This window comes from Nocardioides sp. Soil805, from assembly GCF_001429625.1.
Lineage (GTDB): Bacteria > Actinomycetota > Actinomycetes > Propionibacteriales > Nocardioidaceae > Nocardioides.
Genome location: NZ_LMSU01000001.1, coordinates 1,371,412 through 1,397,837 on the forward strand (window position 1 = coordinate 1,371,412; position 26,426 = coordinate 1,397,837).

The following is a 26,426-nucleotide window of genomic DNA, read 5'->3' on the forward strand; positions in this document are numbered from 1 at the left end:
GGAGTGCGGCTCAGGCCTGGGCGTCGTCCTCGACCGCGACGTTCTTGGTGCGGTTGGGGTCGACCTGGACACCGGGGCCCATCGTCGTGGAGACGGTGACCTTCTTGATGTAGCGGCCCTTGGAGCTGGCCGGCTTGAGACGCAGCACCTCCTCGAGGGCGGCGGCGTAGTTCTCCGCGAGCTGGGCCTCGGAGAAGGACGCCTTGCCGATGATGAAGTGCAGGTTGGCGTGGCGGTCGACGCGGAACTCGATCTTTCCGCCCTTGATGTCCGTGACGGCCTTGGCGACGTCGGGGGTCACCGTGCCGGTCTTCGGGTTGGGCATCAGCGAGCGGGGGCCGAGGACGCGACCGAGGCGGCCGACCTTGCCCATCATGTCGGGCGTCGCGACGACGGCGTCGAAGTCGAGCCAGCCGCCGTTGACCTTCTCGATGAGCTCGTCGCCACCGACGAAGTCGGCGCCGGCCTCACGGGCGGCCTCGGCCTTGTCGGCGTTGGCGAACACCAGGACACGGGCGGTCTTGCCGGTGCCGTGCGGGAGGTTGACGGTGCCGCGGACCATCTGGTCGGCCTTGCGCGGGTCGACACCGAGGCGCATGACGACGTCCACGGTCTCGTCGAACTTCTTCTTGGAGCCGCCCTTGGCGATCTTGATGGCGGTCAGCGGGGCGTGGAGCTCGTCCTTGTCGAACTGCTCGGCCGCCGCGCGGTAGGTCTTGCTGCGCTGCATGTCTGTCTCTTTTCGTCAGTTGTGGTCAGTGGACCAGCGCGGTCCTGCCACGGGGTGTCGGCTGGGGAGCCGGGATGTCCGTCGGTGCCGCGGGCGCGGCGCCTCGGAGGTGATCAGTCGGTGGTGACGCCCATGGAACGAGCGGTGCCCTCGACGATCTTCATCGCGGCGTCGATGTCGTTGGCGTTGAGGTCGGGGAGCTTGGTGGTCGCGATCTCGCGGATCTGCTCCTTGCTCAGCTTGCCGACCTTCTCCTTGTGCGGGACGCCGGAGCCCTTCGACAGGCCGGCGGCCTTCTTGATGAGCTCGGCGGCGGGCGGCGTCTTCGTGATGAACTCGAAGCTGCGGTCCTCGTAGATCGTGATCTCGACGGGGATCACGTTGCCGCGCATCGACTCGGTCTGCGCGTTGTAGGCCTTGCAGAACTCCATGATGTTGACGCCGTGCGGGCCGAGCGCCGTACCGACCGGGGGGGCCGGGGTCGCGGCACCGGCCTGGAGCTGCACCTTGACGAGCGCAGCGATCTTCTTCTTGGGAGGCATGTTCTCTTCCTGTTCTCTGTGGTCCTGACGAGGGCGGGTGCCCCCTGCCACGGGTGTTGCGGGTGAGCGTCAGACCTTCTGGATCTGGCTGAAGCTCAGCTCGACCGGGGTCTCCCGGCCGAAGATCTCGACGAGGGCCTTGACCCTCTGGGACTCGGCGTTGATCTCGGTGATCGTCGCGTGCAGCGTGGCGAACGGACCGTCGACCACCATCACGGAGTCGGACACGTCGAAGTCGGCGACCTCGACGGGCTTCTTGGCCGCGGCGGCCGCGGCCGGCTTGTCACCGGCGGCAGCAGCAGCCTCGGCCTCGGCGACGGCGACCACGGCGGGGGCGAGCATGTCCTCGACCTCGCTCATGCTCAGCGGCACGGGCTGGTGGCTGTGGCCGACGAAGCCGGTGACCGAGGGCGTGTGGCGCACGGCCGACCAGGACTCGTCGGTGAGGTCCATGCGGACGAGCACGTAGCCGGGCAGGACGGTCCGCGTGACCATCTTGCGCTGGCCGTTCTTGATCTCGGCGACCTCTTCGGTGGGGACCACGATCTCGTGGATGTAGTCCTCCATGTTGAGGGAGATGATGCGGTTCTCGAGGTTCTGCTTGACCCGCTTCTCCATGCCGGAGTAGGTGTGCACGACGAACCAGTCGCCCGGCTTGGCCCACAGCTCGCGGCGGAAGGCCTCGAGGGGGTCGTCGGCGTCGGCGGCCTGCTCGTCGGCCTGCTCGTCGGTCTCGTCGCCGGCCTCGTCCGTCGGGGCGGGCTCCTCGGCGTCGGTGAGCGCCTCGGTGGTGAGCGACGCGTCGACGGTCTGGACGCCGGACGGCACCGACTCGTCGGTCACCAGGTCGTCGCCGGTGGTGGCGTCCTGCGACGCGACCTCGGGGGTCTCGTCGGTGGACGCCTCGGCGTCGTTCTGGTCCGGGGAGTCGAACTGGTCGGACACGGCTTGCTCCGTCACGTCGGTGTACAGGTGTCCCGGCCCAGTGGTGGGCCGGGGTGGATGGGGACTGCGCGCCGGACGAGCCGGCGTCGGGTCACTGGTCGGAGTTGCCCGTGAACATCGCGAAGACGAGCTTGCCGAAGGCCAGGTCCAGCACCGACACGAAGGCCATCATCACGATCACGAACACCATCACCACGAGGAAGTAGGTGGTCAGCTGCTCCTGCGTGGGCCACACGACCTTGCGGAGCTCGGCGATCACCTGGCGGTAGAAGGTGACCGGACCCGTGCGCTGGCGATCGTCGCCGCGCGATTCCTCACGCGGCTCGTGCACAGCCGGGGAGTCCGACACGCCTGCCACCTCTCACTCGTTGATCCGTTTGTCCTTGCAGTGTTGTTTCGCAGGGCACGAGGGACTTGAACCCCCAACCTTCGGTTTTGGAGACCGATGCTCTGCCAGTTGAGCTAGTGCCCTCCGACGGTCCCCCCGCGGCTGCCGCACCCGGTGACGGGCATGGCGAAGCATGCGGGGAATCCACCAAACGGGAAGCATACGGGGCGGGCCCCAGCCGCGTCGAACCGGCGTCGCTCCGCCTACGATCGCCGCCATGGGTCACGCCGGGAACGACGGGGACAGCCGGGCAGCACGCCGGGACGTGCGAGCACTGCCCAAGGCGCACCTCCACCTCCACTTCACCGGCTCCATGCGCCACGGCACGCTGCTCGAGCTCGCCGAGCGGGACGGGATCGCCCTGCCCGACTCGCTGGTGGAGGACTGGCCGCCGCAGCTCTCGGCCGCCGACGAGAAGGGCTGGTTCCGCTTCCAGCGCCTCTACGACGTGGCCCGGTCGGTGCTGCGCACACCCGACGACGTACGACGCCTGGTCCTCGAGGCCGCCGAGGACGACGTCGCCGACGGGGGCCGCTGGCTGGAGATCCAGGTCGACCCGAGCGGGTACGCCGCCCGCTTCGACGGCATCACCGCCTTCACCGACCTGGTCCTGGACTGCGTCCGCGACGCCTCCGAGCGCACCGGCCTGGCGATCGCGGTGGTGGTGGCCGCCAACCGCACCCGGCACCCGCTCGACGCCCGCACCCTGGCCCGGCTCGCCGCGCAGTACGCCGACCGCGGGGTGGTCGGCTTCGGGCTCTCCAACGACGAGCGCCGCGGCGTGACCGGCGACTTCGCGCCGGCCTTCGCGATCGCCGAGCGCGCCGGGCTGCTGCTGGTCCCCCACGGGGGCGAGCTGCGCGGTCCGGACCACATCCGGCTCTGCCTCGACGACCTGCACGCCGACCGGCTCGGCCACGGCGTGCGCGCCGCCGAGGACCCCGCCCTGCTCGACCGCATCGTCGAGGCCGGGGTGGCCCTCGAGGTCTGCCCCGTCTCCAACGTCGCGCTCGGGGTCTACTCCGACCTCACCTCGGTGCCGCTCCCCCAGCTGATGGCCGCGGGGGCCACGATCGCGTTGGGCGCCGACGACCCGCTGCTCTTCGGCTCCCGGCTGGCCGGGCAGTACGCCACCATGCGGGCCGCGCACGAGCTCACCGACGCCGACCTGGCGTCGCTGGCCCGTTCGTCGTTCGCCGCGTCCCGCGCCCCTGACGACGTACGCCGCCGTGCGCTGGCCGAGGTCGACGCCTGGCTCGCCGGTGCAGACCACCTGCGCGACGCCGTCCCGGCTGGGAGTATGTCCTCGTGAGCACCGAGGACCAGCCCGGCCAGCAGCCGGACCCGCAGCACCGCCCCGAGGACTACCTGCACACCAACCCGGACGGGTCGCAGACGCCGCAGTACCCCGGGCAGGGCGCCGAGCCGGCCAACCCCTACGGCGACGCGGACACCTCGTCGTACGGCGCTCCCCCGACGCACACGCCCTACGGCGGCGAGCCGCCCACGCAGCCGTACGGCGTGCAGCCGTCGCCCTACGGCCAGGACCCCTACGCCCAGCCGCCCGGCACCTACGGCCAACCGGTCCAGCCGGGGCAGTACGGCGGGTACGCGCAACCCGGCTACGCAGCGCCGCCGCCGCACCCCCAGGCGACCACCGCGCTGGTGCTCGGCCTGGTGTCGCTCATCGGCCTGTTCATCTGCATCTTCCCGGTCCTCGCCGCGCCGTTCGCTTGGCGCACCGGCGGCCGCGTGGTCAAGGAGATCGACGCGCAGCCCGGTCGCTGGAGCGGGCGCGAGCAGGCGCAGGCGGGCCGGATCATGGGCATCATCGGCACCGTGCTGCTGGTGCTGGGCATCCTGGCGGTCGTCGGGCTCGTGGTCCTGGCGGTGGCCGTGACCGGGGAGGTCAGCACGGTCGACTCGACCACGACGTTCGAGTCGAACCTCTAGTCAGAGCTCGCAGCCGACGAGCACCGGCTCGTTGACCAGCCGGACGCCGTACGCCGCCTCGACACCGTCGCGGACCTCGCGGGCCAGCGCCAGCAGGTCGTCGGCACTGGCACCGCCGCGGTTGGTGAGGGCCAGGGTGTGCTTGGTGGAGAGGCTGGCGCGACCACCCCGCAGGTCGCGCCCGTGGCCCCTGCGGAAGCCGGCGTGCTCGATGAGCCACGCCGCGCTGGACTTGGTGCGACCGTCGGGCTGCTGCCAGCGCGGGGCGTCGTCGGGCAGCGCGGCCGCCTGCTCCGCGGTGAGGAACGGGTTGGTGAAGAACGAGCCGGCGCTCCACGTGTCGTGGTCGTCGGCATCGAGGACCATCCCCTTGCCCGCACGCAGGCCCAGCACGGCCGCACGGACGTCGGCGAGCGGAGCCCGACCGTGCAGCTCGACGCCGAGGGTGCGGGCGAGCTCGGCGTACGCCATGGGAGCGCCCAGGGTGCCGACCGGCAGCTGGAAGTCGACGGTCAGCACGACGTGCCGCCCCGGGTCGCCCTTGAACCGCGAGTGCCGGTAGCCGAAGTCGCACTCGGCAGCCGCGAAGGTGCGCACCCCGCGCAGGGTCCGGTCCCAGACGCGCACGGACGCGATGGTCTGGCTGACCTCCTGGCCGTAGGCGCCGACGTTCTGGATCGGGGTCGCACCGACGCTGCCGGGGATCCCCGAGAGCGCCTCGACGCCGACCCAGCCCCGCTCGACGGCGGTGGCCACCAGGTCGTCCCAGCCCTCCCCTGCGGCGACGCGGACCACGACCCCGCCGCACACCGCGCCGTCCTCACCGTCCGTGTCGGCACTGATGCCGCGCGTGGCGACCTCGACGACGCGGCCCTCGAAGCCCGCGTCGGCGACCACGAGGTTGGACCCGCCGCCGAGGACGAGCACCGGGGTCCCGGCGTCGTCGGCCTCGGCGACCGCGTCGACCAGCTCCTGCTCGCTCGTCGCCCGCACCCACTCGCGGGCGGGCCCGCCGAGTCGCAGGGTCGTGTGGTCGCGCAGCAGGACGGGGGCGTCAGGCACGGACGACGGCCTTGGGCATGCCCAGCACCTTCGTGCCCTCGCAGGTGACCTCGAGCGCCAAGGTGACCAGGCCGTCGGCCACGCTCTTGACGGTGCCGGCGACGACGACCTCGGCCGCGCCCTCGGCGGGCACCACCACCGGCTGGGTGAACTTGCAGCCGAGCTCCACGACCTCGGCGCCGCCGGTCCACTCCTCGACGGCACGCCCGACGAGCCCGAGGGTGAGCATCCCGTGGGCGATGACGCCGGGCAGGCCGACGCTGCGGGCGACCGCCTCGTCCTGGTGGATCGGGTTGGGGTCGCCGGCCGCCTCGGCGTACGCCACGAGGTCGGCGCGGGTGATCGCGAAGGTGCGGGGCGTGAGGGCGTCGCCGGCGTTCATGCCGTCTCCTGCTCTGCGGACGGGGTGGCCGCGGGAGCGGCCGAGTGGACGAGCGTGGCCCGACCCGTGCACACGAGGGCGCCGTCGGCGTCGGTGATGGCGCTGCTGGTGCCGATGATGTCGGCGCCGCCGATCTGGCGCAGGCTGACGACGCTGAGGGTGGCGGTCAGCACGTCGCCGAGCCGGACCGGGCGCTCGTAGGTGAAGCGCTGCTCACCGTGCACGATGCGGAACAGGTCGATCTGCTCGGAGGCCAGGAAGGCCTGCATGGCGTCGAAGGCCAGCACGATCGGGTACGTCGGGGGCACCGCGGGTGGGGTGCCGGCGTCGTCGTACGACGTGCCGAGGGACGCCGCGAACGCGGCCACCCGCTCCACGGTCACCTCGAGGGGGGCGGTCGGCGGGAACTCGCGCCCCACCAGGGACTGGTCGACAGGCATGGTCAGAGACTAAATGACACCGACCCGTCGAGATCCTCGACGGGTCGGTGGTGGAGAGGGGGCCGCTCGCTCAGCGGGTCTCGCGGTGCGCGGTGTGGGTGCGGCAACGCGGGCAGAACTTCTTCAGCTCGATGCGGTCGGGGTCGTTGCGGCGGTTCTTCTTGGTGATGTAGTTCCGCTCCTTGCAATCGACGCACGCGAGCGTGATCTTGGGGCGAACGTCAGAGCTCTTGCTGGCCACGGGAAGTCCTTCGTCGGTGTGCGTGATGCGGGCTGCGCCTGGATGGTGCTGGTCTTGGTGGTAGCGGGGGCGGGACTCGAACCCGCGACACCACGATTATGAGCCGTGTGCTCTAACCACCTGAGCTACCCCGCCGCCGGGAGGGGCGACCGCCGAAGTCTACGACGGTGCTCCAACCAGAGCCCCTTTACGGAATCGAACCGTAGACCTTCTCCTTACCATGGAGACGCTCTGCCGACTGAGCTAAAGGGGCAACAGCGGAAGAGAATACACACGGCTCCGGGGATACGAGAAATCGCCTCCACCCTGCCGTCCCACGGCCCTAAATCAGGCTCATCAAGGCCGGGCCAGGAGGGCGTCGACGGCCCGCGGGGAGAGCACCTCGTCGAGGACCAGACGGACGCAGCCGACCAGGCCGGCGCGCTCGCCGTACGTCGCCGGGAGCACCTGCAGGTCGCGTCCGGCGAGCGCCGTGGTGCCGGGGAACAGGGTGTCGCGCAGGCCCGCGGCGAAGGTGTCGAAGGCGCCGGCCATGTCACCGCCGACGACCACGGCCCGTGGGTTGAGGACGGTGACGGTGGCGGCCAGGGCCTCCCCGACCCGGCGCCCTGACTCGCGCACGATCGCGCGCGCCTCGCCGTGGCCGATCACGGCCTGGGCGACCAGGTCCCGGACGTGGTGGACCTCGCGGCCACTCTCGCGCAGTCGCTCAACGAGTGCCCACCCCCCGGCGACCGCCTCCAGGCAACCCGTGTCGCCGCAGCGGCACGGCAGCCCGGCCGCGGCCGGGACCTTGACGTGGCCGAGCTCGCCGGCCGCCCCGCGGTGGCCGCGCACGAGCTGCCCACCGGCCACGATGCCGAGGCCGAGGCCGGTGGAGGCCTTGAGGACGAGGACGTCGTCGTGGTCGATCAGGTGGCCGTCACGCTCGGAGGCGGCCATCACGTTGCAGTCGTTGTCGACGACCAGCGGCGCGTCGGCGACCTCGCGCAGGTAGGGCGCGAGCGGGACGCCGTCCCAGCCCGACAGCGCCGGCGAGTCCACACTGACGCCCCGGTCGCGATCGACCGTGCCGGCCAGCGACATCCCGATGCCGCGGACCTCGTCGCCCGCGCGGCCCAGGTCGGCCAGCATCCGGGCGAGGTGGCCGGCGACCACGGGCATCAGCACGTCGGGGCCCAGGCCGACCTCCTGGTCGTGGCTGACCGAGGCCAGCTCGGTGCCGTCGAGGGCGCAGACGGACATCTGCGAGCGGCTGCGGCCGACCGCGACGGCGAGGACCAGGCCGGCGTCCCGGTCGAGCACCAGGGTCGAGGCCGGACGTCCGCCCGTCGCGGACTCCTCCTCGCCCTCCAGCACGAGGCCGGCAGCGACGAGGGAGGTCAGCCGCGCGCTCACCGCGGTGCGCGAGAGACCGGTGACGCGACCCAGCTCGCCGCGCGTCGTGGCCCGCCCGGACCGGATGAGCTCGAGGAGGTCGCCGGCAGTGGCGCCGGGCGACGGCGGCGTCGGCGGTGGGGGCGGTGGAGCGCTCGCGGGCAGGGACATGGTGCTCGGCATTCAAGCACTGCATGACTTACGTCCTGAAAAAACCGAACTTCGGTTGCCGGAGTGCCTAATGCTCCGTACGGTGGTCTCCCATGAACGGACCAACGGCGGCCACCCCCGTGGAGCCCTGCGACTTCACCGTCTTCGGCGGCACCGGGGACCTCGCCCTGCGCAAGCTGCTCCCCGCCCTCTACCTCCGCGACCGCGACGGCCAGCTGCCCGACGGGTTCCGGATCATCGGCGTCTCCCGGGCCGAGGTCGACGACGAGGGCTACCGCTCGATGGTCGAGGACGCCCTGTCCGAGCACGTCGCCGCCGACGAGCTCACCGACGACGTCGTACGCCGCCTCGTCGGCCGCCTGCACCACGTCACCCTCGACGTGGAGGACGTCAGCGACTGGCACCGCCTCCACGACCGGCTCAAGGACGGCGCCGCGAGCGAGGACGTCATCCGGGTCTTCTACCTCGCGGTCGCACCGGCGCTCTTCGGGCCCATCTGCGAGCACCTCGACCAGGTCGGCCTGGCCACCGACCGCTCCCGGGTGGTGCTGGAGAAGCCGATCGGCACCGACCTGGACACCGCCCGGACGGTCAACGAGGCCGTGGGCCGGGTCTTCGACGAGTCGCACATCTTCCGCATCGACCACTACCTGGGCAAGGAGAGCGTCCAGAACCTCCTCGTCACCCGCTTCGCCAACACCTTCCTCGAGCCGCTGTGGAACAGCCGCTGGGTCGACCACGTGCAGATCACCGTCTCGGAGTCGCTGGGGGTCGGCGAGCGCGGCTCGTACTACGACCGCTCCGGCGCGCTGCGCGACATGGTGCAGAACCACCTGCTCCAGCTGGTCTGCCTGGTCGCGATGGAGCCCCCGACGTACGTCGACCGCGAGACGGTCCGCGACGAGAAGCTCAAGGTCCTCCAGGCCCTGCGACCGCTGACCCCCGAGCTGGTGGACCGCGACATCGTGGCCGGTCAGTACGCCGCCGGGCTCTGTGACGGGGCACCCGCGCCGTCGTACGCCGCCGAGGTCGGCCACGAGAGCAGCACCGAGACGTACGTCGCGATGCGCACCGAGGTGCAGAACTGGCGCTGGGCCGGCGTCCCGTTCTACCTGCGCACCGGCAAGCGGATGGCCGAGCGGGTCTCGGAGATCGTCGTGGTCTTCAAGGAGCCGCCGCACCCGATGTTCCCGCACAGCGAGGGCCCCACCGAGCCCAACCGCCTGCACATCCGCGTCCAGCCCGACGAGGGCATGCGGCTGCACATGACGGCCAAGGAGCCCGGCCCCGGGGGCATCCGGCTGCGGCCGGTCTCGCTCGACCTCAGCTATGCCGCCGCCTTCGGCGGTCGCTCACCCGACGCCTACGAGCGGCTCCTCATGGACGTCGTGCGCGGCAACACCACCTTGTTCATGCGTCGCGACGAGGTCGAGGCGGCCTGGGCGTGGGTGGCCCCGATCCTCGACCGCTGGTCGCGGCCCACGCACCGACCCCGGCGCTACCCCGCCGGCACGCACGGACCCGTCGCCGCCGCCACGCTCCTCGAGCGCGACGGCCGATCCTGGCAGGAGACCGAATGAGCACCTCGTCCCGTCCCGTCCACCCCGGCGTCCATCCCGTCGTCGCGGAGGTCACCGAGCGGATCGCCCGGCGCAGCGCCGCGACCCGCTCGGCGTACCTCGCCCGCATCGACGCCGCCGCCGACAAGGGGCCGGCCCGGGGCCGGCTGGCCTGCGCCAACCTCGCGCACGGCTTCGCAGCCTCCGAGGAGCCGGTGAAGACCGGGCTCCGCTCCGGCCGCAAGCCCAACGTGGCCATCGTGTCGTCGTACAACGACATGCTCTCGGCCCACCAGCCCTTCCGTGACGTCCCGGAGGTGCTCAAGAAGTCGGTCGTGCGGGCCGGCGGGCTGGCGCAGTTCGCCGGCGGCGTCCCCGCCATGTGCGACGGCATCACCCAGGGCCGCGCCGGCATGGAGCTCTCGCTCTTCAGCCGGGACCTCATCGCCATGTCGACCGCGGTCGCGCTCTCGCACGACATGTTCGACGCCGCGATGATGCTCGGCGTCTGCGACAAGATCGTGCCCGGGCTGCTGATCGGGGCGCTGTCCTTCGGCCACCTGCCCACCGTCTTCGTGCCCGCCGGGCCGATGACCTCGGGGCTGCCCAACGGCGAGAAGGCGCGGGTGCGCCAGCTGTACGCCGAGGGCAAGGTCGGGCGCGAGGAGCTGCTCGAGGCCGAGTCGCAGTCGTACCACTCGAAGGGCACCTGCACCTTCTACGGCACCGCCAACAGCAACCAGATGCTGATGGAGGTGATGGGCCTGCACCTGCCCGACGCGACGTTCGTCAACCCGGGAACCCCGCTGCGGGCGGCGCTGGACCGCGCCGCGGGCGAGCGCATCGTGGCGATCACCCACGCCGGCGGCGAGCCCACCCCGGTCGGGCACCTGGTCGACGAGAAGGCGATCGTCAACGCCTGTGTCGCGCTGCTCGCGACCGGCGGCTCGACGAACCACACGATGCACCTCGTCGCGATGGCGGCCGCCGCAGGCATCACGCTCACCTGGGACGACCTGTCGGACCTGTCGGCCGCCGTGCCGCTGCTGACCCGGATCTATCCCAACGGCACCGCGGACATCAACCACTTCGCGGCCGCCGGCGGGACGCCGTTCCTCGTCCACACGCTGCTCAAGCACGGCTACCTCCACGACGACGTGCTCACCGTCTCGGGACGGGGCCTGTGGCGGCACACCCGCGAGGCCCGGCTCGACGGCGACGCGGTGGTGTGGGAGGAGGGCCCCAAGTCCTCGCTCGACACCTCGGTGCTGCGTCCGGCCGACGACCCGTTCGCACCCGACGGGGGCCTGCGGATGTTGTCCGGGCGCCTGGGCCGCGCCGTGGTCAAGACCTCCGCGGTCGCGCCCGAGCACCGCGTGGTCACCGCCCCGGCGATGGTCTTCGACGACCAGGCCGACTTCCTCGCGGCCTTCGCCGAGGGCCGTCTCGACGGCTGCGACCTCGTCGCGGTCGTGCGCTACCAGGGACCTGCGGCCAACGGGATGCCCGAGCTGCACAAGCTGATGCCGGCGCTCGGAGTGCTCCAGGACCGCGGCCAGAAGGTCGCGATCGTGACCGACGGCCGGATGTCGGGTGCGTCGGGCAAGGTCCCGGCGGCGATCCACGTGACCCCGGAGGCCGCCCTCGGCGGACCGCTCGCCCGGGTGCGCGACGGCGACCTGGTCACCGTCGACGCCGCGACCGGCGTGCTCGAGGTGGACGTCCCCGACGCCGACTTCGACCGCCGCGAGGCCACCAGCCGCGCCCCCCACGACGTCGAGTGGGCGGGCACCGGACGCGAGCTGTTCTCCGGCTTCCGGGCCATCGTCGGCACCGCCGAGACCGGCGCCAGCGTCATCCGTCCCCTGCCCGCCCCCACCGAGGAGGCCCCCCTTGTCCAGCACGTCTGAGTCCCACGGTGCCGACGCCCTCGGCGCCGACTCCCTGCTCTCTCTCGTCCCGGTGGTGCCGGTCGTCGTCATCGAGGACCTGGCCCACGCGGTCCCGGTCGCGCGGGCGCTCGTCGCCGGCGGGCTGCCGGTGATCGAGCTGACGCTGCGGACGCCGGTCGCCCTGGACGCGATCCACGCGATCGCCGCCGCGGTGCCCGAGATCCGGGTCGGCGCGGGGACGATCGTGACGCCCGGGCAGGTGAAGCAGGCGCGCGACGCGGGCGCGCAGTTCCTGGTCTCGCCCGGCTCGACGCCGACGCTGCTCGCGGCGATGGCCGACTCCGGGCTGCCGTTCCTGCCCGGCACGGCGACGGTCTCGGAGGCCCTCGCCGTCCTCGAGGCGGGCTTCAGCGAGATGAAGTTCTTCCCGGCCGAGGCGTCCGGCGGCGCGGCGTACCTGAAGTCGATCGCCTCCCCGGTGCCCGCCGCCCGCTTCTGCCCGACCGGCGGGATCACCGCGGCCAGCGCGCCGTCGTACCTCGCCCTGCCCAACGTGGGCTGCGTCGGCGGCTCGTGGCTCACCCCGGCCGACGCGCTCGCGACCGGCGACTGGGACCGGGTGAGCGCGTTCGCCGCCGAGGCCGCTGCACTGGGCTGAGGTCGCTCGGCCTCGGGCCGCGCCCGGTCAGGCCCAGACGCCGCTGGCGCCCCGCCGGTGGCAGCCGACGAGGTGGTCGTCGACCAGCCCGACCGCCTCCATCAGGGCATACATCGTCGTCGGCCCGACGTGGGCGAAGCCGGCCTTCTTGAGCGCCTTGCTCAGCGCGAGGGACTCCGGCGAGGTGGTCGCCATCTGCCCGGTGTGCTCGGGCTCCGGCGTCTCGTCGGGCCGGAACGACCAGATGAACGCCTCGAGCCCGCCCTGCTCGCGCAGCGCCACGGTGGCGCGGGCGTTGGCGACGGCCGCCTCGATCTTGCGGCGGTTGCGCACGATCCGCGGCTCGGCCATCAGCCGCTCGACGTCGGTGTCGTCGTACGCCGCCACCACGTCGGCGTCGAAGCCGGCGAACACCTCGCGGAACGCCTCGCGCTTGTTGAGGATGGTCAGCCACGACAGGCCCGACTGGAAGGCCTCCAGCGTCAGCCGCTCGAGGTGCGCCGCCTCACCTGTGACGCGCTGCCCCCACTCGGTGTCGTGGTAGTCCCGGTTGACGGGGTCGCCCGCCGCCCAGGGACAGCGGGCCAGCCCGTCGTCGCCGATCACCGGTGCGCTCATGTGCGCCATCCTCGCGCACGCCACCGACACCCCCGGCGCGCTGGCCGCGGGCACCGCTCGGGAGGCCGTCACGGGCGGACGGGTAGTTTCGGACGCACGCGGTGAGGGCACCGCCGGGCGGAGGGTCGGGACGTGGACGTGATCGAGCTTGACGAGGGCCAGGAGCTGGCGCTGACCGCGGGCGACGGGAAGCCGCTGACCCGGCTGCGGATGGGCGTCGGCTGGGACCACGAGCACAAGGCCGGCTTCGCCGGTTCGGGTGCGGCGCCGATCGACCTGGACGCCTCCGCGGTGCAGTTCGCGGGCGGGGCCCTCTTCGACCTCGCGTTCTTCAACCACCTCGAGACGCGGGACGGGTCGGTCGTGCACCTCGGCGACAACCTGACCGGGAAGGGCGAGGGCGACGACGAGGTCCTCACCGTCGACCTGTCCAAGGTCTACGGCAAGGTCGACTCGATCGTCTTCCTGGTGAGCAGCTACCAGGGCCACACGCTGGAGTTCATCCGCAACGCCTACTGCCGCCTCGTCGACGACACGGGCACCGAGCTGGCCCGCTTCACCCTGACCCTCGGCGTCCGCGAGACCGGTCTGGTCATGGCCGCGCTCGTCCGCGACGGTGCCGGCTGGCGGCTTCGCGCCATCGGCGCCGGGGTCGCCCTCAAAACGCCCACCGACGACGTCTCGGTGCTGCTCCCCTACGCCTGACCCACCAGCGCCCGACCGTCGGCGTGCCCGAGGGGCGGCGTCAGCTCCGGTACTCGGGGTTCTCGTAGTCGAAGCGGGCTCCGGCGTCCCACGCGGTCCGCTGGTTGCCGTGGCCCGGCACTCCGCCGGCGTCCTTGAGCATCTGCGCGGTGTGCATGAGGTTCCACGTCATGAACGTGGTGTTGCGGTTGGTGAAGTCGTTCTCGGGGCCACCGCTGCCCGGGTCGAGGTACGACGGCCCGGGCCCGGCCTCGCCGATCCATCCGGCGTCGGCGTTGGGCGGGATCGTGTAGCCGATGTGCTGCAGGGAGTAGAGGACGTTCTGGGCGCAGTGCTTGATGCCGTCCTCGTTGCCGGTGATGATGCAGCCCGCCGTCCGGCCGTAGAAGAGGTACTGGCCCTTGTCGTTGAGCTCCCCGGACAGCGAGTAGAGCCGCTCGATGACCTTCTTGGTGATGCTGGAGTTGTCCCCCAGCCAGATCGGGCCGGCGATCACCAGGATGTCGCTGGCCAGCACCTGGGGGTAGATGTCCGGCCAGGCGTCGCGCTCCCACCCGTGCTCGGTCATGTCGGGGTAGACGCCCGTGGCGATGTCGTGGTCGACGGCGCGCAGCACCTCGACCGAGACGCCGTGCTTGAGCATGATCGCGGCGCTGGCGTCGATGAGTCCCTCGGTGTTGCTCACCTCGGGACTCTTCTTGAGGGTGCAGTTGACGAACATGGCCGACAGGCCGGAGAAGTCCCACTCGCTCATGGACCGAACTGTCCCCGCCACGGGGACGGCACGCAAGGGGTTCAGCGGCGCTCGCGCAGCCTCGCGTTGGGCAGGGGCGGGGCGGGGATCGGGGCCAGGTGGTCGCCGACCACCACGCCGTACCGACCGGGTCGGACGTCCTGGCTGTCGGTGACGCCGTCGACCTGCGCCTGCCACTCCTCGCGGAAGGCGACGACCTCCTCGTGGGTACGGCCCACGAAGTTCCACCACATGACGATCGACTCCCCGAACGGCGGGCCGCCCAGCAGCAGGGCCCGCACGTCCTCGTGGGCCTCGACGGTGAGCGTGTCGCGGCCGGGCGCCGCGTAGACCAGCTCCGCGGGCTTGCCCTCCTGGCCGTCGACGGTGGCGACCCCGCAGTCCAGCAGGAGCCCGTGCTCGAAGTCCGGGTCCACGTCGAGGACCAGCGTGGTGCCCGCCGTGACGATCAGCTCGGCACCGAGGAGCGGAGTGTGCGTCGCCACCGGCGAGGTGACGCCGAGCAGGGAGCCGAGGAAGACCCGGGCCTCCCACCCGTCCCCCGACACCGGGTCGGGGACGTGGTGCTCGAACGCGGGCTCGACGCCGCGGGAGTCGCCGGGCAGCGCCACCCACAGCTGGGCGCCGTGCAGCTCGGTGGTGCCGGGCGTGGAGACCTCGGAGTGGCTGATGCCGCGACCGGCCGTCATCAGGTTGACCTCACCCGGGCGGACCAGCGCGTGGTGGCCCGCGGAGTCCCGGTGCTCGATCTCCCCGGTGAACAGCCAGCTCACCGTCTGCAGCCCGGTGTGCGGGTGCGGGGCGACCTTCATCCCGCCGGTCTCGGCCACGAGGTCGGGCCCGTAGTGATCGACGAAGCACCACGCGCCGATCAGCGAGCGACCGCGCTGCGGGAGCGTGCGGCGTACGGTCATCGCCCGTGGCCCGCCCAACGGGACCTCCCGCGCGGTCAGCACCTCGACACCGCAGGAGGTGTCGCCGGCCGCGAGGGCCACCTCGTCGGGATCGCGCTCCGGGTTGGTCATGGCGGGCTCAGGCCAGGTGGTGCGGGTGGTCGGTGCGCATCGAGCCGGTGCCCTGCTCGTCGGACCCGTGGGATCCCGTCCGCTCCTCACGTCGGCCGTCGCCCTGCCCCGCGCCCGGGGCCGCTCGCTCGAGACGGACCACGATGGACTTGTAGACCGGCTGGTTGCTCTTCTCGGCCGTCGAGTCGAGCGGCACCAGCGGGTTGGCCTCCGGGTAGTAGGCGGCCACGCACCCGCGCGGCTGGTCGTAGGGCACGACGCGGAAGGACTTCGCCACCCGCTCGACACCGTCCTTCCACTCGCTCACCAGGTCGACGAGGTCACCGTCGGCGTAGCCGAGGTCACGGATGTCGTCAGGGTGGACGAACACGACGCGCCGGCCACCCTTGACGCCGCGGTAGCGGTCGTCGAGGCCGTAGATGGTGGTGTTGAACTGGTCGTGCGAGCGCATCGTCTGGAGCAGGAAGCGCCCCTCCGGCACGTCCAGCACCTCGACGGGGGTCGAGGTGATGACCGCCTTGCCGCTCTCGGTCTCGAAGATGCGGTTGTCGCGCGGCGGGTGCGGGAGCACGAAGCCGCCGGGCTGGTCGACCTTCTCGTCGTACGACGCGCAACCGGGCACGACGCGGGCGATGCGGCGGCGGATCTCGGAGTAGTCGTCGCGGAACGCGGCCCACGGCACCGGCGAGTCCTCGCCGAGGGTGGCCAGCGCCAGCGAGCAGACGATGTCGACCTCGGAGCGCAGGTGCTCCGAGGCGGGCTCGAGCGGGCCCTTCGAGGCGTGCACGGCCGACATCGAGTCCTCGACCGTGACGCGCTGGACCCGACCGCCGGTGAGGTCCTTCTCGCTGCGGCCGAGGACCGGGAGGATGAGGGCCTCGCCGCCGTGCACGACGTGCGAGCGGTTGAGCTTGGTGGAGACGTGCACCGTGAGGGCGGCGTTGCGCATCGCCGCCTCGGTGGCCTCGGTGTCGGGGGCGGCGCCGACGAAGTTGCCGCCCATCCCCATGAAGACGCGGGCCTTGCCGTCGCGCAGCGCCTGGATGGCGCCGACGGTGTCGAAGCCGTGCTCGCGCGGCGGCTCGAAGCCGAACTCGTCGCGGATGGCGTCGAGGAAGTGGTCGGGGACGCGCTCCCAGATGCCCATGGTCCGGTCGCCCTGGACGTTGGAGTGGCCGCGGACCGGGCAGACACCGGCGCCGGGCTTGCCGATGTCGCCGCGCAGCAGGGCGACGTTGACGATCTCCTTGATGGTGGCGACCGCGTTGTGGTGCTGGGTGATGCCCATCGCCCAGCAGGTGATCGTGGCCGGGGAGTCGGCGAACATCCGCGCGGCCTCGGTGATCTGGGCGCGGGTCAGGCCGGTCGAGGCCTCGACCTTGGCCCAGTCGAGGTCGGCGACGTGGGCGGCGTACTCGGTGTAGCCGGTGGTGTACTCGGACAGGAAGTCGTGGTCGAGCGCGTCCCACTCCACCAGCAGCGAGCCGATGGCCTGGAAGAGGGCGAGGTCGCCGTTGAGCCGGACCGGCAGGTGCAGGTCCGCCATCCCGGTGCCGACGGTGAGTCCCTTGGCGTTCTGGGGGTTCTTGAAGCGGACCAGGCCCGCCTCCTGGAGCGGGTTGATCGCGATGATCTTCGCGCCGCGCTCCTTGGCGATCTCCAGGGCCGAGAGCATCCGCGGGTGGTTGGTGCCCGGGTTCTGGCCCACCACGACGATGAGCTTGGCCTGGTGGATGTCCTCCAGGCTGACCGAGCCCTTGCCGATGCCGATGGTCTCGCTGAGCGCCGAGCCGGACGACTCGTGGCACATGTTGGAGCAGTCGGGCAGGTTGTTGGTGCCCAGGGCGCGCACGAAGAGCTGGTAGACGAACGCGGCCTCGTTGGAGGTCTTGCCCGAGGTGTAGAACACCGCCTGGTCGGGGTCGTCGAGGCGGCGCAGGTGGCCGGCCATCGTGGTGAACGCGTCGTCCCACGAGATCGGCGTGTAGTGGGTGGCGCCGGGACGCAGCACCATCGGCTCGGTGATCCGGCCCTGCTTGCCGAGCCAGAACTCGCTCCGCTCGGCGAGCTCGGCGACCGAGTGGGTCGCGAAGAACTCCCGGTCGAGCTTCTGGCGGGTGGCCTCCTCGGCCACGGCCTTGGCGCCGTTCTCGCAGAACTCCGCCGCGTGCCGGTGCCCGGCCTCGGGGTCGGGCCACGCGCAGCCCTGGCAGTCGAAGCCGTCGACCTGGTTGAGCCGGGTGAGCGTCGACGCCGTACGGCGCACGCCCATCTGGCCGATGGCGCGACGCATGGCCACGGCGACCGCCGTGGCACCGGCAGCCGCGTGGGACGTGGAGTCGACCTCGACCTCCGACTCGTCGATGTCGTGGGTGGGGACCTGCCGCGACTCGTTGCGCAGTCGGGCAGGGACGTCTCGCAGCTGGGAGAGGAGGCTCACGGCCCCCATCCTGCCCCGCACGCGTTCATCGCACACCGCCCGGAGGGGTCCCCGGAGCGCGTGAGGAAGGTCGCGCCGGGGAATGTCGGCTCCGTGACGCCCGTTGGCCTCCCCGTGACCGATCTCTTCTCCCCCCTGGACCTCGGCGCCGTCACGGCCCGCAACCGCGTCTTCATGGCCCCGCTCACCCGGCAGCGCGCCGAGCAGCCCGGCGACCTGCCGTCGCGCCACGCGGTCGACTACTACCGCCAGCGCGCCAGCGCCGGCCTGGTCATCACCGAGGGCGTCCAGATCTCGGCCGAGGGCAAGGGGTACGCCGACACCCCCGGCATCCACAGCCCCGAGCAGGTCGAGGGCTGGCGCGCGGTGACCGACGCCGTGCACGCGGAGGGCGGGCTCGTCGCGGCCCAGCTCTGGCACACCGGCCGCGTCGACCACGAGTCGCTGCACGACGGCGCCCTCCCCGTCTCCGCGACCGACCAGCCCTTCCGGTCCCGCACCAGCCTGGTCGACGCCGACGGCGCCGTCTTCCGCGCCGACTGCCCGACGCCGCGCGCGCTCGACACCGACGAGCTCCCCCGGCTGGTCGAGGACTACGCCGCAGCGACCCGCAACGCCCGCGACGCCGGCTTCGACCTCGTCGAGATCCACGGCGCCCACGGCTACCTGCTCCACCAGTTCCTCAGCTCGACGGTCAACACCCGCACCGACGGGTGGGGCGGCGACCTCGCCGGCCGCCTCCGGCTGCCGCTCGCGGTCGTCGACGCGGTCGCCGAGGCGTGGTCCCCCGACCGGGTCGGCATCCGGATCTCCCCGATCGGGGCGTTCAACGGCCTCGAGGACCCGGACGGCGACGTGACCGGGCTCGCGCTGGCCCGGGAGCTCTCCTCCCGCGGGCTCGCCTTCCTGCACCTCTCCGAGCCCGACTGGGCGGGGGGCGAGCCGCTCACCGACGCGTTCCGCGACGAGCTGCGGGCGTCGTACGACGGGGTGATCGTGGGCGCGGGCGCCTACGACAAGGACAAGGCCGAGCAGGTGCTGCGGCGTGGCTGGATCGACGCCGCGGCGTTCGGGCGGACGTTCATCGCCAACCCCGACCTGCCGCGGCGGCTCGAGGAGTCGCTGCCGCTCAACGAGCAGGACCGCTCGACCTTCTACGGCGGCGGTGCCGCCGGCTACGTCGACTACCCGGCGTACGCCTGATCAGCTGTCGCTGTCCGGCGTCGGACTGATCAGCTGTTGCTGAAGACCGCCGGACCCCCGTCGGTGCCGTCCGCGTCGGGACCCCGTCCCGCCCACGTCCAGGCGTAGGCGGGGTCCTCGACGGCGCGCCCGCCCTCGCCGAGGTCGAGCGGCGCGAAGGTGTCGACCATGACGGCCGACTCCTCGAAGTAGTCGGCCCCCAGGGACGCCTCGATGGCCGACGGCTGGGGTCCGTGGGCGTAGCCACCCGGGTGCAGCGAGATCGAGCCCAGGTTGATGCCCGAGCCCTTGCGCGCCTCGTAGTCGCCGCCGACGTAGAACATGACCTCGTCGCTGTCGACGTTGGAGTGGTAGTAGGGCACCGGCACCGCGAGCTCGTGGTAGTCGACCTTGCGGGGCAGGAAGTTGCAGATCACGAAGTTCCAGCCCTCGAAGACCTGGTGCACCGGCGGCGGCTGGTGGACCTTGCCGGTGATCGGCATGAAGTCGTCGATGTTGAACGTGTAGGGGTACAGGCAGCCGTCCCAGCCGACGACGTCGAACGGGTGCGTCGCGTAGGTCATCCGGGTGCCGACGATGCCGGCACTGGTGCGGTGCTTGACCAGCACGTCGACGTCGACCTCGTCGCGGCTGCCCTCGACGAGGGCGTCGAGGTCGACGGGGCCGTGGAGGTCCCGCTCGCAGTACGGCGCGTGCTCGAGGAGCTGGCCGAAGCGCGAGAGGTAGCGCTTGGGCGGGTGGATGTGGCTGTTGGCCTCGATGGCGTAGAGGCGGCTCGGCTCCGCCGGGACCCAGCGGTGGGTGGTCGCGCGCGGGACGACCACGTAGTCCCCGGTGCGGTAGGCGACGACGCCGAAGACGGTCTCCACGGTGCCGGAGCCGTGCTCGACGTAGACGCACTCGTCGCCGATGGCGTTGCGGTAGAGCGGCGACGGCTCGGTGCCGGTGAGGACGTAGGCGATGCGGACGTCGTTGTTGCCGAGCACGAGGCGGCGCCCCTCGACCGGGCAGGCGCCGGTCTCGAGGTCGTGCAGGCGCAGGTGCCGCGCCTTGAGCGGGTGGTTGGGCGTGCGGGACTGGTCCGAGAGCTCCCATACTGTGCTGTCGACCAGCGCCGACGGGACGCCGCGGTGGTAGAGCAGGGACGAGTCGGAGGAGAACCCCTCCTCGCCCATCAGCTCCTCGAAGTAGAGCCGCCCGTCGGCGTCACGGTGCTGCGTGTGCCGCTTGGGGGGGATCGTCCCCGCGCTCCGGTAGTGCGTCATCGTCGCCCGCCTGTCGTCCGTTAATCGGACACGCTCGTCCGCTATCTGGGTCATGGCTAGAGTAGCGCCGTGCCCGACCCACGACCAGCCACGTCGCCCGTCCCGTCCACCGCCTGGTCCGGCCTGCTCGACGACGCCGCGATCTTCCCGCCGGGCGACGTCCCGCTCCACGAGGCCACCGTCGCCCACGGCGCGCACCGCGAGGCGTCGTACGGCGACCTGCTGGGCTCGTTCGTCCTCCGCGACACCGACCTGCCCCTGGTGCGCGGGGTCCCCCACGCCCTCTCCGTCGTCGTCACCGGAGGGGCCGGCCAGGTCGCCGGACCGCTCGGGGCCGCGGCACGCCTGGGCCTGCGGGTCGCCGGGCTCGAGATCGCGCTGCGCGACCCCGACGACCTCGCCGGCAACGCCCGTCGGGTGGTCGCCGCCGTCGACCACGCCCGCGCGGACGGGGTGCTCGACGACGAGGTGCCGGTCCACGTCGAGCTGCCCCAGGGCGACCCGACGTACGGCTGGGAGGCGGCGGCCGACGAGGTGGCCGCGGCCGAGCTGCGCCTCAAGCTGCGCACCGGCGGCGTCGAGGCCCACCTCTTCCCCACCGCCGATCGGCTCGCGGCGTGGATCGACGCCGCGCTGGACCGCGAGCTGCCCTTCAAGTGCACCGCCGGCCTGCACCACGCCGTCCGCCACACCTCGCCCGAGGGCTTCGAGCAGCACGGCTTCCTCAACGTCCTGCTCGCCACCGTCGCGGCCTTCGACGGCGCCTCCCGCGCGGAGACCGTGGCGGTGCTCGAGGAGCGCGACCCCGCCCGCCTCGAGGTCACCGAAGAGCGCATCACCCGCGCCCGGCGCTGGTTCACCTCGTTCGGCACATGCTCCGTCGACGAGCCAGTCGCCGACCTGCGCGCCCTCGACCTCCTTCCCCACGACAGCACGGAGCCGCCCCGATGACCGAGATGCCCACCACCTGGGTGGCGGGAGCCGCCGGCTCCCTCTTCGACCTCGACAACCTGCCGTACGGCGTCTTCTCGCTCACCGACGACAGCCCCCGCGTGGGCGTGCGCATCGGCGACCACGTGCTCGACCTGGCGCCGGTGGCGGAGATCGCTGTCACTGATGGGCAGAGCCCCGCCTCCGTGCTGGCGGCGGCGTGGCGCACGCCCAGCCTCAACGCCTTCATGGCGATGGGTCCCGAGCAGTGGGCGATCGCGCGGGAGTGGATCACCGAGGTGCTCGGCCACGACGTGCACGAGGCGCGCACCGCCCCGCACGTGCACCCGTTGGCGGACGTCACCCTCCACCTGCCGATCGAGGTCGGCGACTACGTCGACTTCTACGCCTCCGAGCACCACGCCTCCAACGTCGGCCGGATCTTCCGGCCCGACCAGGAGCCGCTGCTGCCCAACTGGAAGCACCTGCCGGTCGGCTACCACGGCCGCGCGGGCACCGTCGTGCCGTCCGGGACCGACATCGTCCGCCCCTGCGGGCAGCGCAAGGCGCCCACCGAGGACGCCCCGACGTACGGACCGAGCCGGCGACTCGACATCGAGGCCGAGCTCGGCTTCGTGATCGGCACCCCGAGCCGGCTCGGCGAGCGGGTGTCCACCGCCGACTTCGCCGCGCACACCTTCGGCGTCGTCGGCCTCAACGACTGGTCGGCGCGTGACGTGCAGGCGTGGGAGTACGTGCCCCTGGGGCCCTTCCTGGGCAAGTCGTTCGCCACCTCGATCAGCCACTGGGTCACCCCGCTGGCCGCCCTCGACGCCGCGTGGACAGAGCTGCCCGGCCAGGACCCCGAGCCGCTGGACTACCTGCGCGTCGACGGGCCGGCCGGGCTGGACATCGCGGTCGAGGTGGTGCTCGACGGCGAGGTCGTCTCCCGGCCGCCGTACTCCTCGATGTACTGGTCGCCCGCCCAGATGCTCGCCCACACCACCGTCAACGGCGCGACCGTGCGCACCGGCGACCTGTGGGGCTCGGGCACCGTCTCGGGCCCCGACGTCGACCAGCGCGGCTCGCTGCTCGAGCTGAGCTGGGGCGGCAAGGAGCCGTTCACCGTCGCCGGACGCGAGCGCACCTTCCTCGAGGACGGCGACGTGGTCACGCTGCGCTACACCGCCCCCGGCACGGCGGGCGGCCGGATCGCGCTCGGCGAGGTCACGGGACGGGTCGTGCCGGCCCGCTGAGCGAAGAGTTCTCCCGACCCGTGTCGCACCGGGACGGTCCCGTTCGTCGGTCTGTCAGGAAGCCCCTACGGAAGGACCCACCGTGGCCACCATCGCAGTGCACGAGTTCATCTCCGCCGACGGCGTCTTCGAGTCGCCGAGCTGGACCTTCGACTTCGGCTTCGACCCCGCCATGGGCGAGACGCTGGCGGGCATCACCGGGGCGGCGACGGCCATCCTGCTGGGCCGCCGCACGTTCGAGATGTTCGCTCCGGCCTGGAGGGACCGGACGGTCGAGGACGACCCGGGCGCCCCGTTCTTCAACGAGACCGAGAAGCTCGTCGTCGGCGCCCGCCCGCTCGGGGAGGGATGGGCCCACACCACTCCCCTCGGGGCGTACGACGCCGACGCCCTGCGCGCGCTCAAGGCCGAGCGCGAGGGGACCCTGTACGTCTCGGGCAGCGGCCGGCTGGTCCGCGGCATGCTGGCCGACGGGCTCGTCGACGAGCTCCACCTGTTCGTCTACCCGATCGCGCTGGGTGAGGGCGAGCGGTTCTGGGCGGAGGGCGAGGGCCCGACGCGGCTCGGCCTGCTGGCCCACGACGTCTACGCCAACGGCGTCGTGCACCTGGCCTACGGCCCGGCGCCGCAGGTCTGAGCCCGCTCCGGGCGAGCAGGGCGGGCTAGCCTGCCGGACATGAAGCAGCTCGGCCAGCACCCGCCGCCCCGGCACGTCGTCGCACACCTGTCCGACCCGCACCTGCTCGCGCAGGGACGGCTGCAGTACGGCGCCGTCGACACCGAGGCCGGGCTGGTCCGGGCCCTGGAGCGGCTCGCCGCCGTGGACCCGGCCCCGCAGGCGCTGGTCTTCACCGGGGACCTCGCCGACAGGGCCGAGCCGGCGGCGTACGAGCGGCTGCGGGCACTCGTCGAGCCGGCCGCCGCCGCGATGGGCGCCGTCGTGGTCTGGACGATGGGCAACCACGACGAGCGGGCGCCGTACGCCCGCAGCCTCTTCGGCTCCGACGACGAGGGCCCGCAGGACCGGGTGCACGAGGTCGACGGACTGCGGATCGTGGCCCTGGACACGAGCGTCCCCGGCTACCACCACGGGGACCTGACCGGCGCACAGCTGGCCTGGCTCGGTGAGGTGCTCGCGACGCCGGCACCGCACGGCACGCTGCTCGCGATGCACCACCCCCCGGTCCCGCTGCCGATGCTGCGTGCGGCCGAGCTGATCGAGCTGCACGAGCAGGACCGGCTCGCGGCGGTGGTCGAGGGGACCGACGTGCGGGGGATCCTGGCCGGCCACCTGCACTTCTCGACCTGGTCGACCTTCGCCGGCGTGCCCGTCTCGGTCGCCTCGGCGTCCTGCTACACCACCGACCCCGCCCCCGTCGACCGGTTCGTCTCCGGCGTCGACGGCTCGCACTCCTTCACGATGGTCCACGCGTACGACGACCGGCTGGTGCACACGATCGTGCCCCTGGTGCCGAGTCCGGAGGTCAACGGTGTCGGCCTCGACATCCGGGACGCACTGGAGTCGATCAGCCTGGAGGAGGCCGTCGAGCTGGCCTCGAGCAAGTCGTCACCGTTCAACACGGACGGCGGGGCGTAGGCCCCACGCCGCGCCCCGCCGCCCGCGGGTCTCAGGAGCGGTCGCTGGAGTCCCCGGTCACCACGACGTAGAAGCGCTTGCGGTTGTCGGGGGTCGTGACGCTGCCGTCGCTCAGCCGCGGGCTCACCACGAGGTGGTTGCTGTTGCCGGTGCCCGGGGGCGCACAGTTGACGACGCCGGGCTGGCACATGGCCACCGCGACCTCGCCGGAGAACTCCGGGTTGGCGTCCGCGCCTGCGGCGCGGCCGTTGGTCACGGTGTCGCCGTTCTGGTCGACGGTGTTCTGGAGGGCGACCACGGCCAGGACGCCGTTGTTGGCGAGGTTCTCGCCCGCGTTGATGTAGACGTTGCCGTTGGCGCGCAGGCCGTTGACGTCGGCACCCACGGGGGCGAGCGTCGGGTAGGCCGCGGCGACGGTGAAGCCGCCGGACTGGGCGACGATCGCGCCGGTCGCGTCCACCAGCGCCCACCGGCCGACGCCGGCCGGGCCGGCGGGGCCCTGCTGACCGGCGGGGAGCTGGCCGGGGGCGAAGTCGCGCGCCTTGAGCGACTCGTCGCGAATGTCCATCGAGCCGAGCGAGCCGTTCTTCACGTCGCGACCCTTGAGGTTGTTGTCCTTGACGTCCACCGACTTGACCGAGTCGTTGCGGATGTCGTCGGAGCCGATGAGGCCGGCGGCGTACGACGTGCCGGTCGAGGCCACGACGAGCGCCATGACGGAGACGGCCATGGACGGGGAGGGGCGGCGCAGGGAGGGGAGACGCCTGGTGGATGGACGCATGGTGGGACCCTTCATCGGCGGACACCGCCGGTCGGCGGTTGCGCGCGCTTCGGAGTGACCTGCGTCACCGGATTGGTCCGGTCGACTCAGACGCCCTCGGTGCCGATGCCGGGGTGCACGAAGGGCTGCCCCGCCCTCATCTGCTCGGTCGCGCCCGGGTGGACGCGCTCGAGGTGGGCCAGGCCCCGGCGTCGGTAGCGCAGGATCTGCACCACGCCGAACCCCCAGAACAGGTACTGCACGGACAGCGCCAGGCGGTAGTCGTCGAGGGTGTAGGCGTCCATGCCGCCCGGCTCCACGAGGTCGAGGACGACACCGATGAGGGCCATCGTCAGCAGCGCGGCGGTGAAGCCGCCGACGTTGACCAGCCCGTTGGCGCGGCCGATGGCCTGCACGGGGGTGAACGTGCGGGCGAGGTCGAAGCCCACCATCGCGGCCGGACCGCCCGTCGCGGTCGTGAAGGCCATCACCACCACGATCCACGCCGGCGCGGGGCCGGGCCACAGCAGGACCGCGGTCCACGGCACCACCATCGCGGCGACGATCCCGATCACGATCCACGAGCGCCAGTAGGGCAGCCGGCCGACCAGCCGGGCCAGCACCAGTCCGCTGAGCACGGCCCACCCGGTCATCGCCATGAGCAGCGTGCTCGCGGCGGCCTCGGACCAGCCCAGTCCCTGCACGAGGAACGGGTAGCCCCACAGCAGCGTGAAGACGGTGGCGGCGAACTGCGAGGTGAAGTGCGACCACATGCCGAGGCGGGTGCCGGGGTTGCCCCACAGGGTGCGGACCGACTGCGCGAGGGCGCGGAGCTTGACCTGGACCACCTCGTCGCGCCGGTACGGCGAGTCCTTCACGAGCAGGGCCACGGCGATGAGCAGCACGACCCCCAGGCTCGACACGAGGCCGAAGGCGCCGGTCCACCCCAGCCGGTCCAGCAGGAACGCCAGCGGCGCCGCCGCGAGGATCGCTCCCATCTGGCCCACGAGCCCGGTGAGCTGGGTGACCAGCGGGGCCTGGCGGACGAGGAACCACACCGTCACCAGCCGGATGACGCTGACGAAGACCATCGCGTCGCCCGCCCCGAGCACGGCGCGGGCCAGCACGGCCCCGCCGAACGACGTGGTGAACGCGAAGACCAGCTGCCCGACCGTCATCATCGCCAGCCCGGCGAGCAGCATCGCCCGCGAGCCGAAGCGGTCCAGCATGACGCCCACGGGCACCTGCATCGCGGCGTACACGACGAGCTGGAGGACCGTGAAGGCCGCCAGGCTGGTCGCGTTGATGTGGAAGCGCTCCGCGGCCAGCAGGCCGGCGACGCCCAGGGAGCTGCGGTGGAGGACCGCGAGCACGTAGACCGCCAGTGCCACCGACCAGATGGACCACGCCCGGCGACGGCCGATGTCGTGGATCTGGAGGCTGCTCACGGGCGCCAGTCTGCCCCGCGTGGCCGGGCCACACGCGGGGCGGTCCGATGTGTGAGGAGCCCACATTGTCGGCGCGTGACATCGG

The 26,426-nt window shown here is 72.3% G+C and carries 27 protein-coding genes and 3 tRNA genes; 11 read left to right on the forward strand and 19 right to left on the reverse strand.

Annotated elements, in window-relative coordinates; all coding sequences use genetic code 11:
* Positions 1–10: 10 nt before the first annotated feature.
* The 5 genes from rplA to ASG94_RS06795 form a co-directional block, all read right to left on the reverse strand.
* Entirely contained in the window at positions 11–730 is a 720-nt protein-coding gene (gene rplA / locus ASG94_RS06775) for a 50S ribosomal protein L1 (protein ID WP_056925558.1), read from the reverse strand.
* 113 nt (positions 731–843) lie between these two features.
* The gene (rplK, locus tag ASG94_RS06780) at positions 844–1,272 is read right to left on the reverse strand and encodes a 50S ribosomal protein L11 (protein WP_056925559.1); all 429 of its coding nucleotides are present in this window, start codon (positions 1,270–1,272) and stop codon (positions 844–846) included.
* Positions 1,273–1,341: 69 nt separating this feature from the next.
* Positions 1,342–2,217: a transcription termination/antitermination protein NusG gene (nusG, locus tag ASG94_RS06785; protein WP_235537153.1), complete on the reverse strand. Its 876-nt coding sequence runs from the start codon at positions 2,215–2,217 to the stop codon at positions 1,342–1,344.
* Positions 2,218–2,308: 91 nt separating this feature from the next.
* Positions 2,309–2,566: a preprotein translocase subunit SecE gene (gene secE, locus ASG94_RS06790; protein WP_056925561.1), complete on the reverse strand. Its 258-nt coding sequence runs from the start codon at positions 2,564–2,566 to the stop codon at positions 2,309–2,311.
* A 50-nt stretch (positions 2,567–2,616) separates the two neighbouring features.
* Positions 2,617–2,689 (reverse strand) — tRNA-Trp (locus ASG94_RS06795).
* Between the two features lie 133 nt (positions 2,690–2,822).
* On the opposite strand from ASG94_RS06795, the gene ASG94_RS06800 reads away from it, so the two are divergent.
* Complete coding sequence (locus ASG94_RS06800) at positions 2,823–3,917, forward strand: adenosine deaminase (RefSeq protein ID WP_056925562.1); 1,095 nt, start codon at positions 2,823–2,825, stop codon at positions 3,915–3,917.
* Complete coding sequence (locus ASG94_RS22145; RefSeq protein WP_200958028.1) at positions 3,914–4,558, forward strand: DUF4190 domain-containing protein; 645 nt, start codon at positions 3,914–3,916, stop codon at positions 4,556–4,558. Before ASG94_RS06800 ends, ASG94_RS22145 begins: the two co-directional genes overlap by 4 nt.
* On the opposite strand, the gene ASG94_RS06810 is transcribed toward ASG94_RS22145, so the two are convergent.
* From ASG94_RS06810 to ASG94_RS06840, 7 genes are all read right to left on the reverse strand, one after another.
* Positions 4,559–5,620 (reverse strand): UDP-N-acetylmuramate dehydrogenase, encoded by a 1,062-nt coding sequence (locus ASG94_RS06810; RefSeq protein WP_056925563.1) that lies wholly within the window; start codon positions 5,618–5,620, stop codon positions 4,559–4,561.
* Positions 5,613–6,002, reverse strand: coding sequence for a MaoC/PaaZ C-terminal domain-containing protein (locus tag ASG94_RS06815; protein WP_056925564.1), 390 nt, complete (start codon positions 6,000–6,002; stop codon positions 5,613–5,615). The genes ASG94_RS06810 and ASG94_RS06815 overlap by 8 nt, the downstream gene beginning before the upstream one ends.
* Complete coding sequence (locus ASG94_RS06820) at positions 5,999–6,442, reverse strand: FAS1-like dehydratase domain-containing protein (protein ID WP_056925565.1); 444 nt, start codon at positions 6,440–6,442, stop codon at positions 5,999–6,001. Before ASG94_RS06820 ends, ASG94_RS06815 begins: the two co-directional genes overlap by 4 nt.
* Positions 6,443–6,512: 70 nt before the next feature.
* The gene (rpmG, locus tag ASG94_RS06825; RefSeq protein ID WP_056887613.1) at positions 6,513–6,683 is read right to left on the reverse strand and encodes a 50S ribosomal protein L33; all 171 of its coding nucleotides are present in this window, start codon (positions 6,681–6,683) and stop codon (positions 6,513–6,515) included.
* Between the two features lie 58 nt (positions 6,684–6,741).
* Positions 6,742–6,818, reverse strand: a tRNA-Met gene (locus tag ASG94_RS06830).
* A 45-nt stretch (positions 6,819–6,863) separates the two neighbouring features.
* A tRNA-Thr gene (locus ASG94_RS06835) sits at positions 6,864–6,936 on the reverse strand.
* Between the two features lie 83 nt (positions 6,937–7,019).
* On the reverse strand, positions 7,020–8,243 hold the full coding sequence (locus tag ASG94_RS06840; protein ID WP_235537154.1) for an ROK family transcriptional regulator: 1,224 nt from the start codon (positions 8,241–8,243) through the stop codon (positions 7,020–7,022).
* A gap of 80 nt (positions 8,244–8,323) precedes the next feature.
* Here ASG94_RS06840 and zwf point away from each other — a divergent pair, with 80 nt between their 5' ends.
* The 3 genes from zwf to eda are packed head-to-tail and all read left to right on the forward strand — an operon-like array spanning position 8,324 to position 12,340.
* Positions 8,324–9,811, forward strand: coding sequence for a glucose-6-phosphate dehydrogenase (gene zwf / locus ASG94_RS06845; protein WP_056925566.1), 1,488 nt, complete (start codon positions 8,324–8,326; stop codon positions 9,809–9,811).
* Positions 9,808–11,700, forward strand: coding sequence for a phosphogluconate dehydratase (edd, locus tag ASG94_RS06850; protein WP_056925567.1), 1,893 nt, complete (start codon positions 9,808–9,810; stop codon positions 11,698–11,700). Before zwf ends, edd begins: the two co-directional genes overlap by 4 nt.
* Positions 11,684–12,340 (forward strand): bifunctional 4-hydroxy-2-oxoglutarate aldolase/2-dehydro-3-deoxy-phosphogluconate aldolase, encoded by a 657-nt coding sequence (eda, locus tag ASG94_RS06855; protein WP_056925568.1) that lies wholly within the window; start codon positions 11,684–11,686, stop codon positions 12,338–12,340. The genes edd and eda overlap by 17 nt, the downstream gene beginning before the upstream one ends.
* 27 nt (positions 12,341–12,367) lie before the next feature.
* Here the strand turns inward: eda and ASG94_RS06860 are convergent, their stop codons facing one another.
* Positions 12,368–12,958 carry a DNA-3-methyladenine glycosylase I gene (locus ASG94_RS06860; protein ID WP_200958029.1) on the reverse strand — a complete coding sequence of 197 codons (591 nt, stop codon included), beginning with the start codon at positions 12,956–12,958 and terminating at the stop codon, positions 12,368–12,370.
* 132 nt (positions 12,959–13,090) lie between these two features.
* Here ASG94_RS06860 and ASG94_RS06865 point away from each other — a divergent pair, with 132 nt between their 5' ends.
* Positions 13,091–13,663, forward strand: coding sequence for a TerD family protein (locus ASG94_RS06865; RefSeq protein ID WP_056925570.1), 573 nt, complete (start codon positions 13,091–13,093; stop codon positions 13,661–13,663).
* Between the two features lie 40 nt (positions 13,664–13,703).
* Here the strand turns inward: ASG94_RS06865 and ASG94_RS06870 are convergent, their stop codons facing one another.
* The 3 genes from ASG94_RS06870 to ASG94_RS06880 are packed head-to-tail and all read right to left on the reverse strand — an operon-like array spanning position 13,704 to position 17,882.
* Positions 13,704–14,417, reverse strand: a complete 714-nt coding sequence (locus ASG94_RS06870; protein ID WP_056925571.1) for a flavodoxin family protein — start codon at positions 14,415–14,417, stop codon at positions 13,704–13,706.
* Positions 14,418–14,458: 41 nt separating this feature from the next.
* Entirely contained in the window at positions 14,459–15,442 is a 984-nt protein-coding gene (locus ASG94_RS06875; RefSeq protein ID WP_056925572.1) for a pirin family protein, read from the reverse strand.
* Between the two features lie 7 nt (positions 15,443–15,449).
* On the reverse strand, positions 15,450–17,882 hold the full coding sequence (locus tag ASG94_RS06880; RefSeq protein ID WP_268788569.1) for an FdhF/YdeP family oxidoreductase: 2,433 nt from the start codon (positions 17,880–17,882) through the stop codon (positions 15,450–15,452).
* Between the two features lie 114 nt (positions 17,883–17,996).
* Here ASG94_RS06880 and nemA point away from each other — a divergent pair, with 114 nt between their 5' ends.
* Positions 17,997–19,085, forward strand: a complete 1,089-nt coding sequence (nemA, locus tag ASG94_RS06885; RefSeq protein ID WP_056925573.1) for an N-ethylmaleimide reductase — start codon at positions 17,997–17,999, stop codon at positions 19,083–19,085.
* Positions 19,086–19,114: 29 nt separating this feature from the next.
* Here the strand turns inward: nemA and ASG94_RS06890 are convergent, their stop codons facing one another.
* Positions 19,115–20,350, reverse strand: coding sequence for a homogentisate 1,2-dioxygenase (locus tag ASG94_RS06890; protein WP_056925574.1), 1,236 nt, complete (start codon positions 20,348–20,350; stop codon positions 19,115–19,117).
* Positions 20,351–20,419: 69 nt separating this feature from the next.
* On the opposite strand from ASG94_RS06890, the gene ASG94_RS06895 reads away from it, so the two are divergent.
* The 4 genes from ASG94_RS06895 to ASG94_RS06910 all read left to right on the forward strand — a co-directional run bounded on the left by ASG94_RS06895 (position 20,420) and on the right by ASG94_RS06910 (position 24,133).
* Positions 20,420–21,301: a hypothetical protein gene (locus ASG94_RS06895; RefSeq protein WP_056925575.1), complete on the forward strand. Its 882-nt coding sequence runs from the start codon at positions 20,420–20,422 to the stop codon at positions 21,299–21,301.
* The gene (gene fahA, locus ASG94_RS06900; RefSeq protein ID WP_056925576.1) at positions 21,298–22,536 is read left to right on the forward strand and encodes a fumarylacetoacetase; all 1,239 of its coding nucleotides are present in this window, start codon (positions 21,298–21,300) and stop codon (positions 22,534–22,536) included. Before ASG94_RS06895 ends, fahA begins: the two co-directional genes overlap by 4 nt.
* Positions 22,537–22,618: 82 nt before the next feature.
* Positions 22,619–23,173: a dihydrofolate reductase family protein gene (locus tag ASG94_RS06905; RefSeq protein ID WP_056925577.1), complete on the forward strand. Its 555-nt coding sequence runs from the start codon at positions 22,619–22,621 to the stop codon at positions 23,171–23,173.
* Positions 23,174–23,212: 39 nt separating this feature from the next.
* Complete coding sequence (locus ASG94_RS06910) at positions 23,213–24,133, forward strand: metallophosphoesterase (protein ID WP_056925578.1); 921 nt, start codon at positions 23,213–23,215, stop codon at positions 24,131–24,133.
* 31 nt (positions 24,134–24,164) lie between these two features.
* Here ASG94_RS06910 and ASG94_RS06915 read toward each other — a convergent pair whose 3' ends face one another.
* Together ASG94_RS06915 and ASG94_RS06920 are read right to left on the reverse strand one after the other, a co-directional pair.
* Positions 24,165–24,914, reverse strand: a complete 750-nt coding sequence (locus ASG94_RS06915) for a hypothetical protein (protein ID WP_156411447.1) — start codon at positions 24,912–24,914, stop codon at positions 24,165–24,167.
* Positions 24,915–25,000: 86 nt separating this feature from the next.
* Complete coding sequence (locus ASG94_RS06920; protein ID WP_056925580.1) at positions 25,001–26,341, reverse strand: MFS transporter; 1,341 nt, start codon at positions 26,339–26,341, stop codon at positions 25,001–25,003.
* Positions 26,342–26,426: the final 85 nt, after the last annotated feature.

Excerpts from the sequence above, each read along its gene's own strand:
- ASG94_RS06820 (WP_056925565.1), bottom strand. The coding sequence starts at position 6,442 with ATGCCTGTCGACCAGTCCCTGGTGGGGCGCGAGTTCCCGCCGACCGCC.
- ASG94_RS06870 (WP_056925571.1), bottom strand. The coding sequence starts at position 14,417 with ATGAGCGAGTGGGACTTCTCCGGCCTGTCGGCCATGTTCGTCAACTGC.
- ASG94_RS06800 (WP_056925562.1), top strand. The coding sequence starts at position 2,823 with ATGGGTCACGCCGGGAACGACGGGGACAGCCGGGCAGCACGCCGGGAC.
- ASG94_RS06860 (WP_200958029.1), bottom strand. The coding sequence starts at position 12,958 with ATGAGCGCACCGGTGATCGGCGACGACGGGCTGGCCCGCTGTCCCTGG.
- ASG94_RS06815 (WP_056925564.1), bottom strand. The coding sequence starts at position 6,002 with ATGAACGCCGGCGACGCCCTCACGCCCCGCACCTTCGCGATCACCCGC.
- ASG94_RS06890 (WP_056925574.1), bottom strand. The coding sequence starts at position 20,350 with ATGACGCACTACCGGAGCGCGGGGACGATCCCCCCCAAGCGGCACACG.
- ASG94_RS06875 (WP_056925572.1), bottom strand. The coding sequence starts at position 15,442 with ATGACCAACCCGGAGCGCGATCCCGACGAGGTGGCCCTCGCGGCCGGC.
- rplA (WP_056925558.1), bottom strand. The coding sequence starts at position 730 with ATGCAGCGCAGCAAGACCTACCGCGCGGCGGCCGAGCAGTTCGACAAG.
- ASG94_RS06915 (WP_156411447.1), bottom strand. The coding sequence starts at position 24,914 with ATGCGTCCATCCACCAGGCGTCTCCCCTCCCTGCGCCGCCCCTCCCCG.
- zwf (WP_056925566.1), top strand. The coding sequence starts at position 8,324 with ATGAACGGACCAACGGCGGCCACCCCCGTGGAGCCCTGCGACTTCACC.
- fahA (WP_056925576.1), top strand. The coding sequence starts at position 21,298 with ATGACCGAGATGCCCACCACCTGGGTGGCGGGAGCCGCCGGCTCCCTC.
- ASG94_RS06910 (WP_056925578.1), top strand. The coding sequence starts at position 23,213 with ATGAAGCAGCTCGGCCAGCACCCGCCGCCCCGGCACGTCGTCGCACAC.
- edd (WP_056925567.1), top strand. The coding sequence starts at position 9,808 with ATGAGCACCTCGTCCCGTCCCGTCCACCCCGGCGTCCATCCCGTCGTC.
- rplK (WP_056925559.1), bottom strand. The coding sequence starts at position 1,272 with ATGCCTCCCAAGAAGAAGATCGCTGCGCTCGTCAAGGTGCAGCTCCAG.
- ASG94_RS06840 (WP_235537154.1), bottom strand. The coding sequence starts at position 8,243 with ATGCCGAGCACCATGTCCCTGCCCGCGAGCGCTCCACCGCCCCCACCG.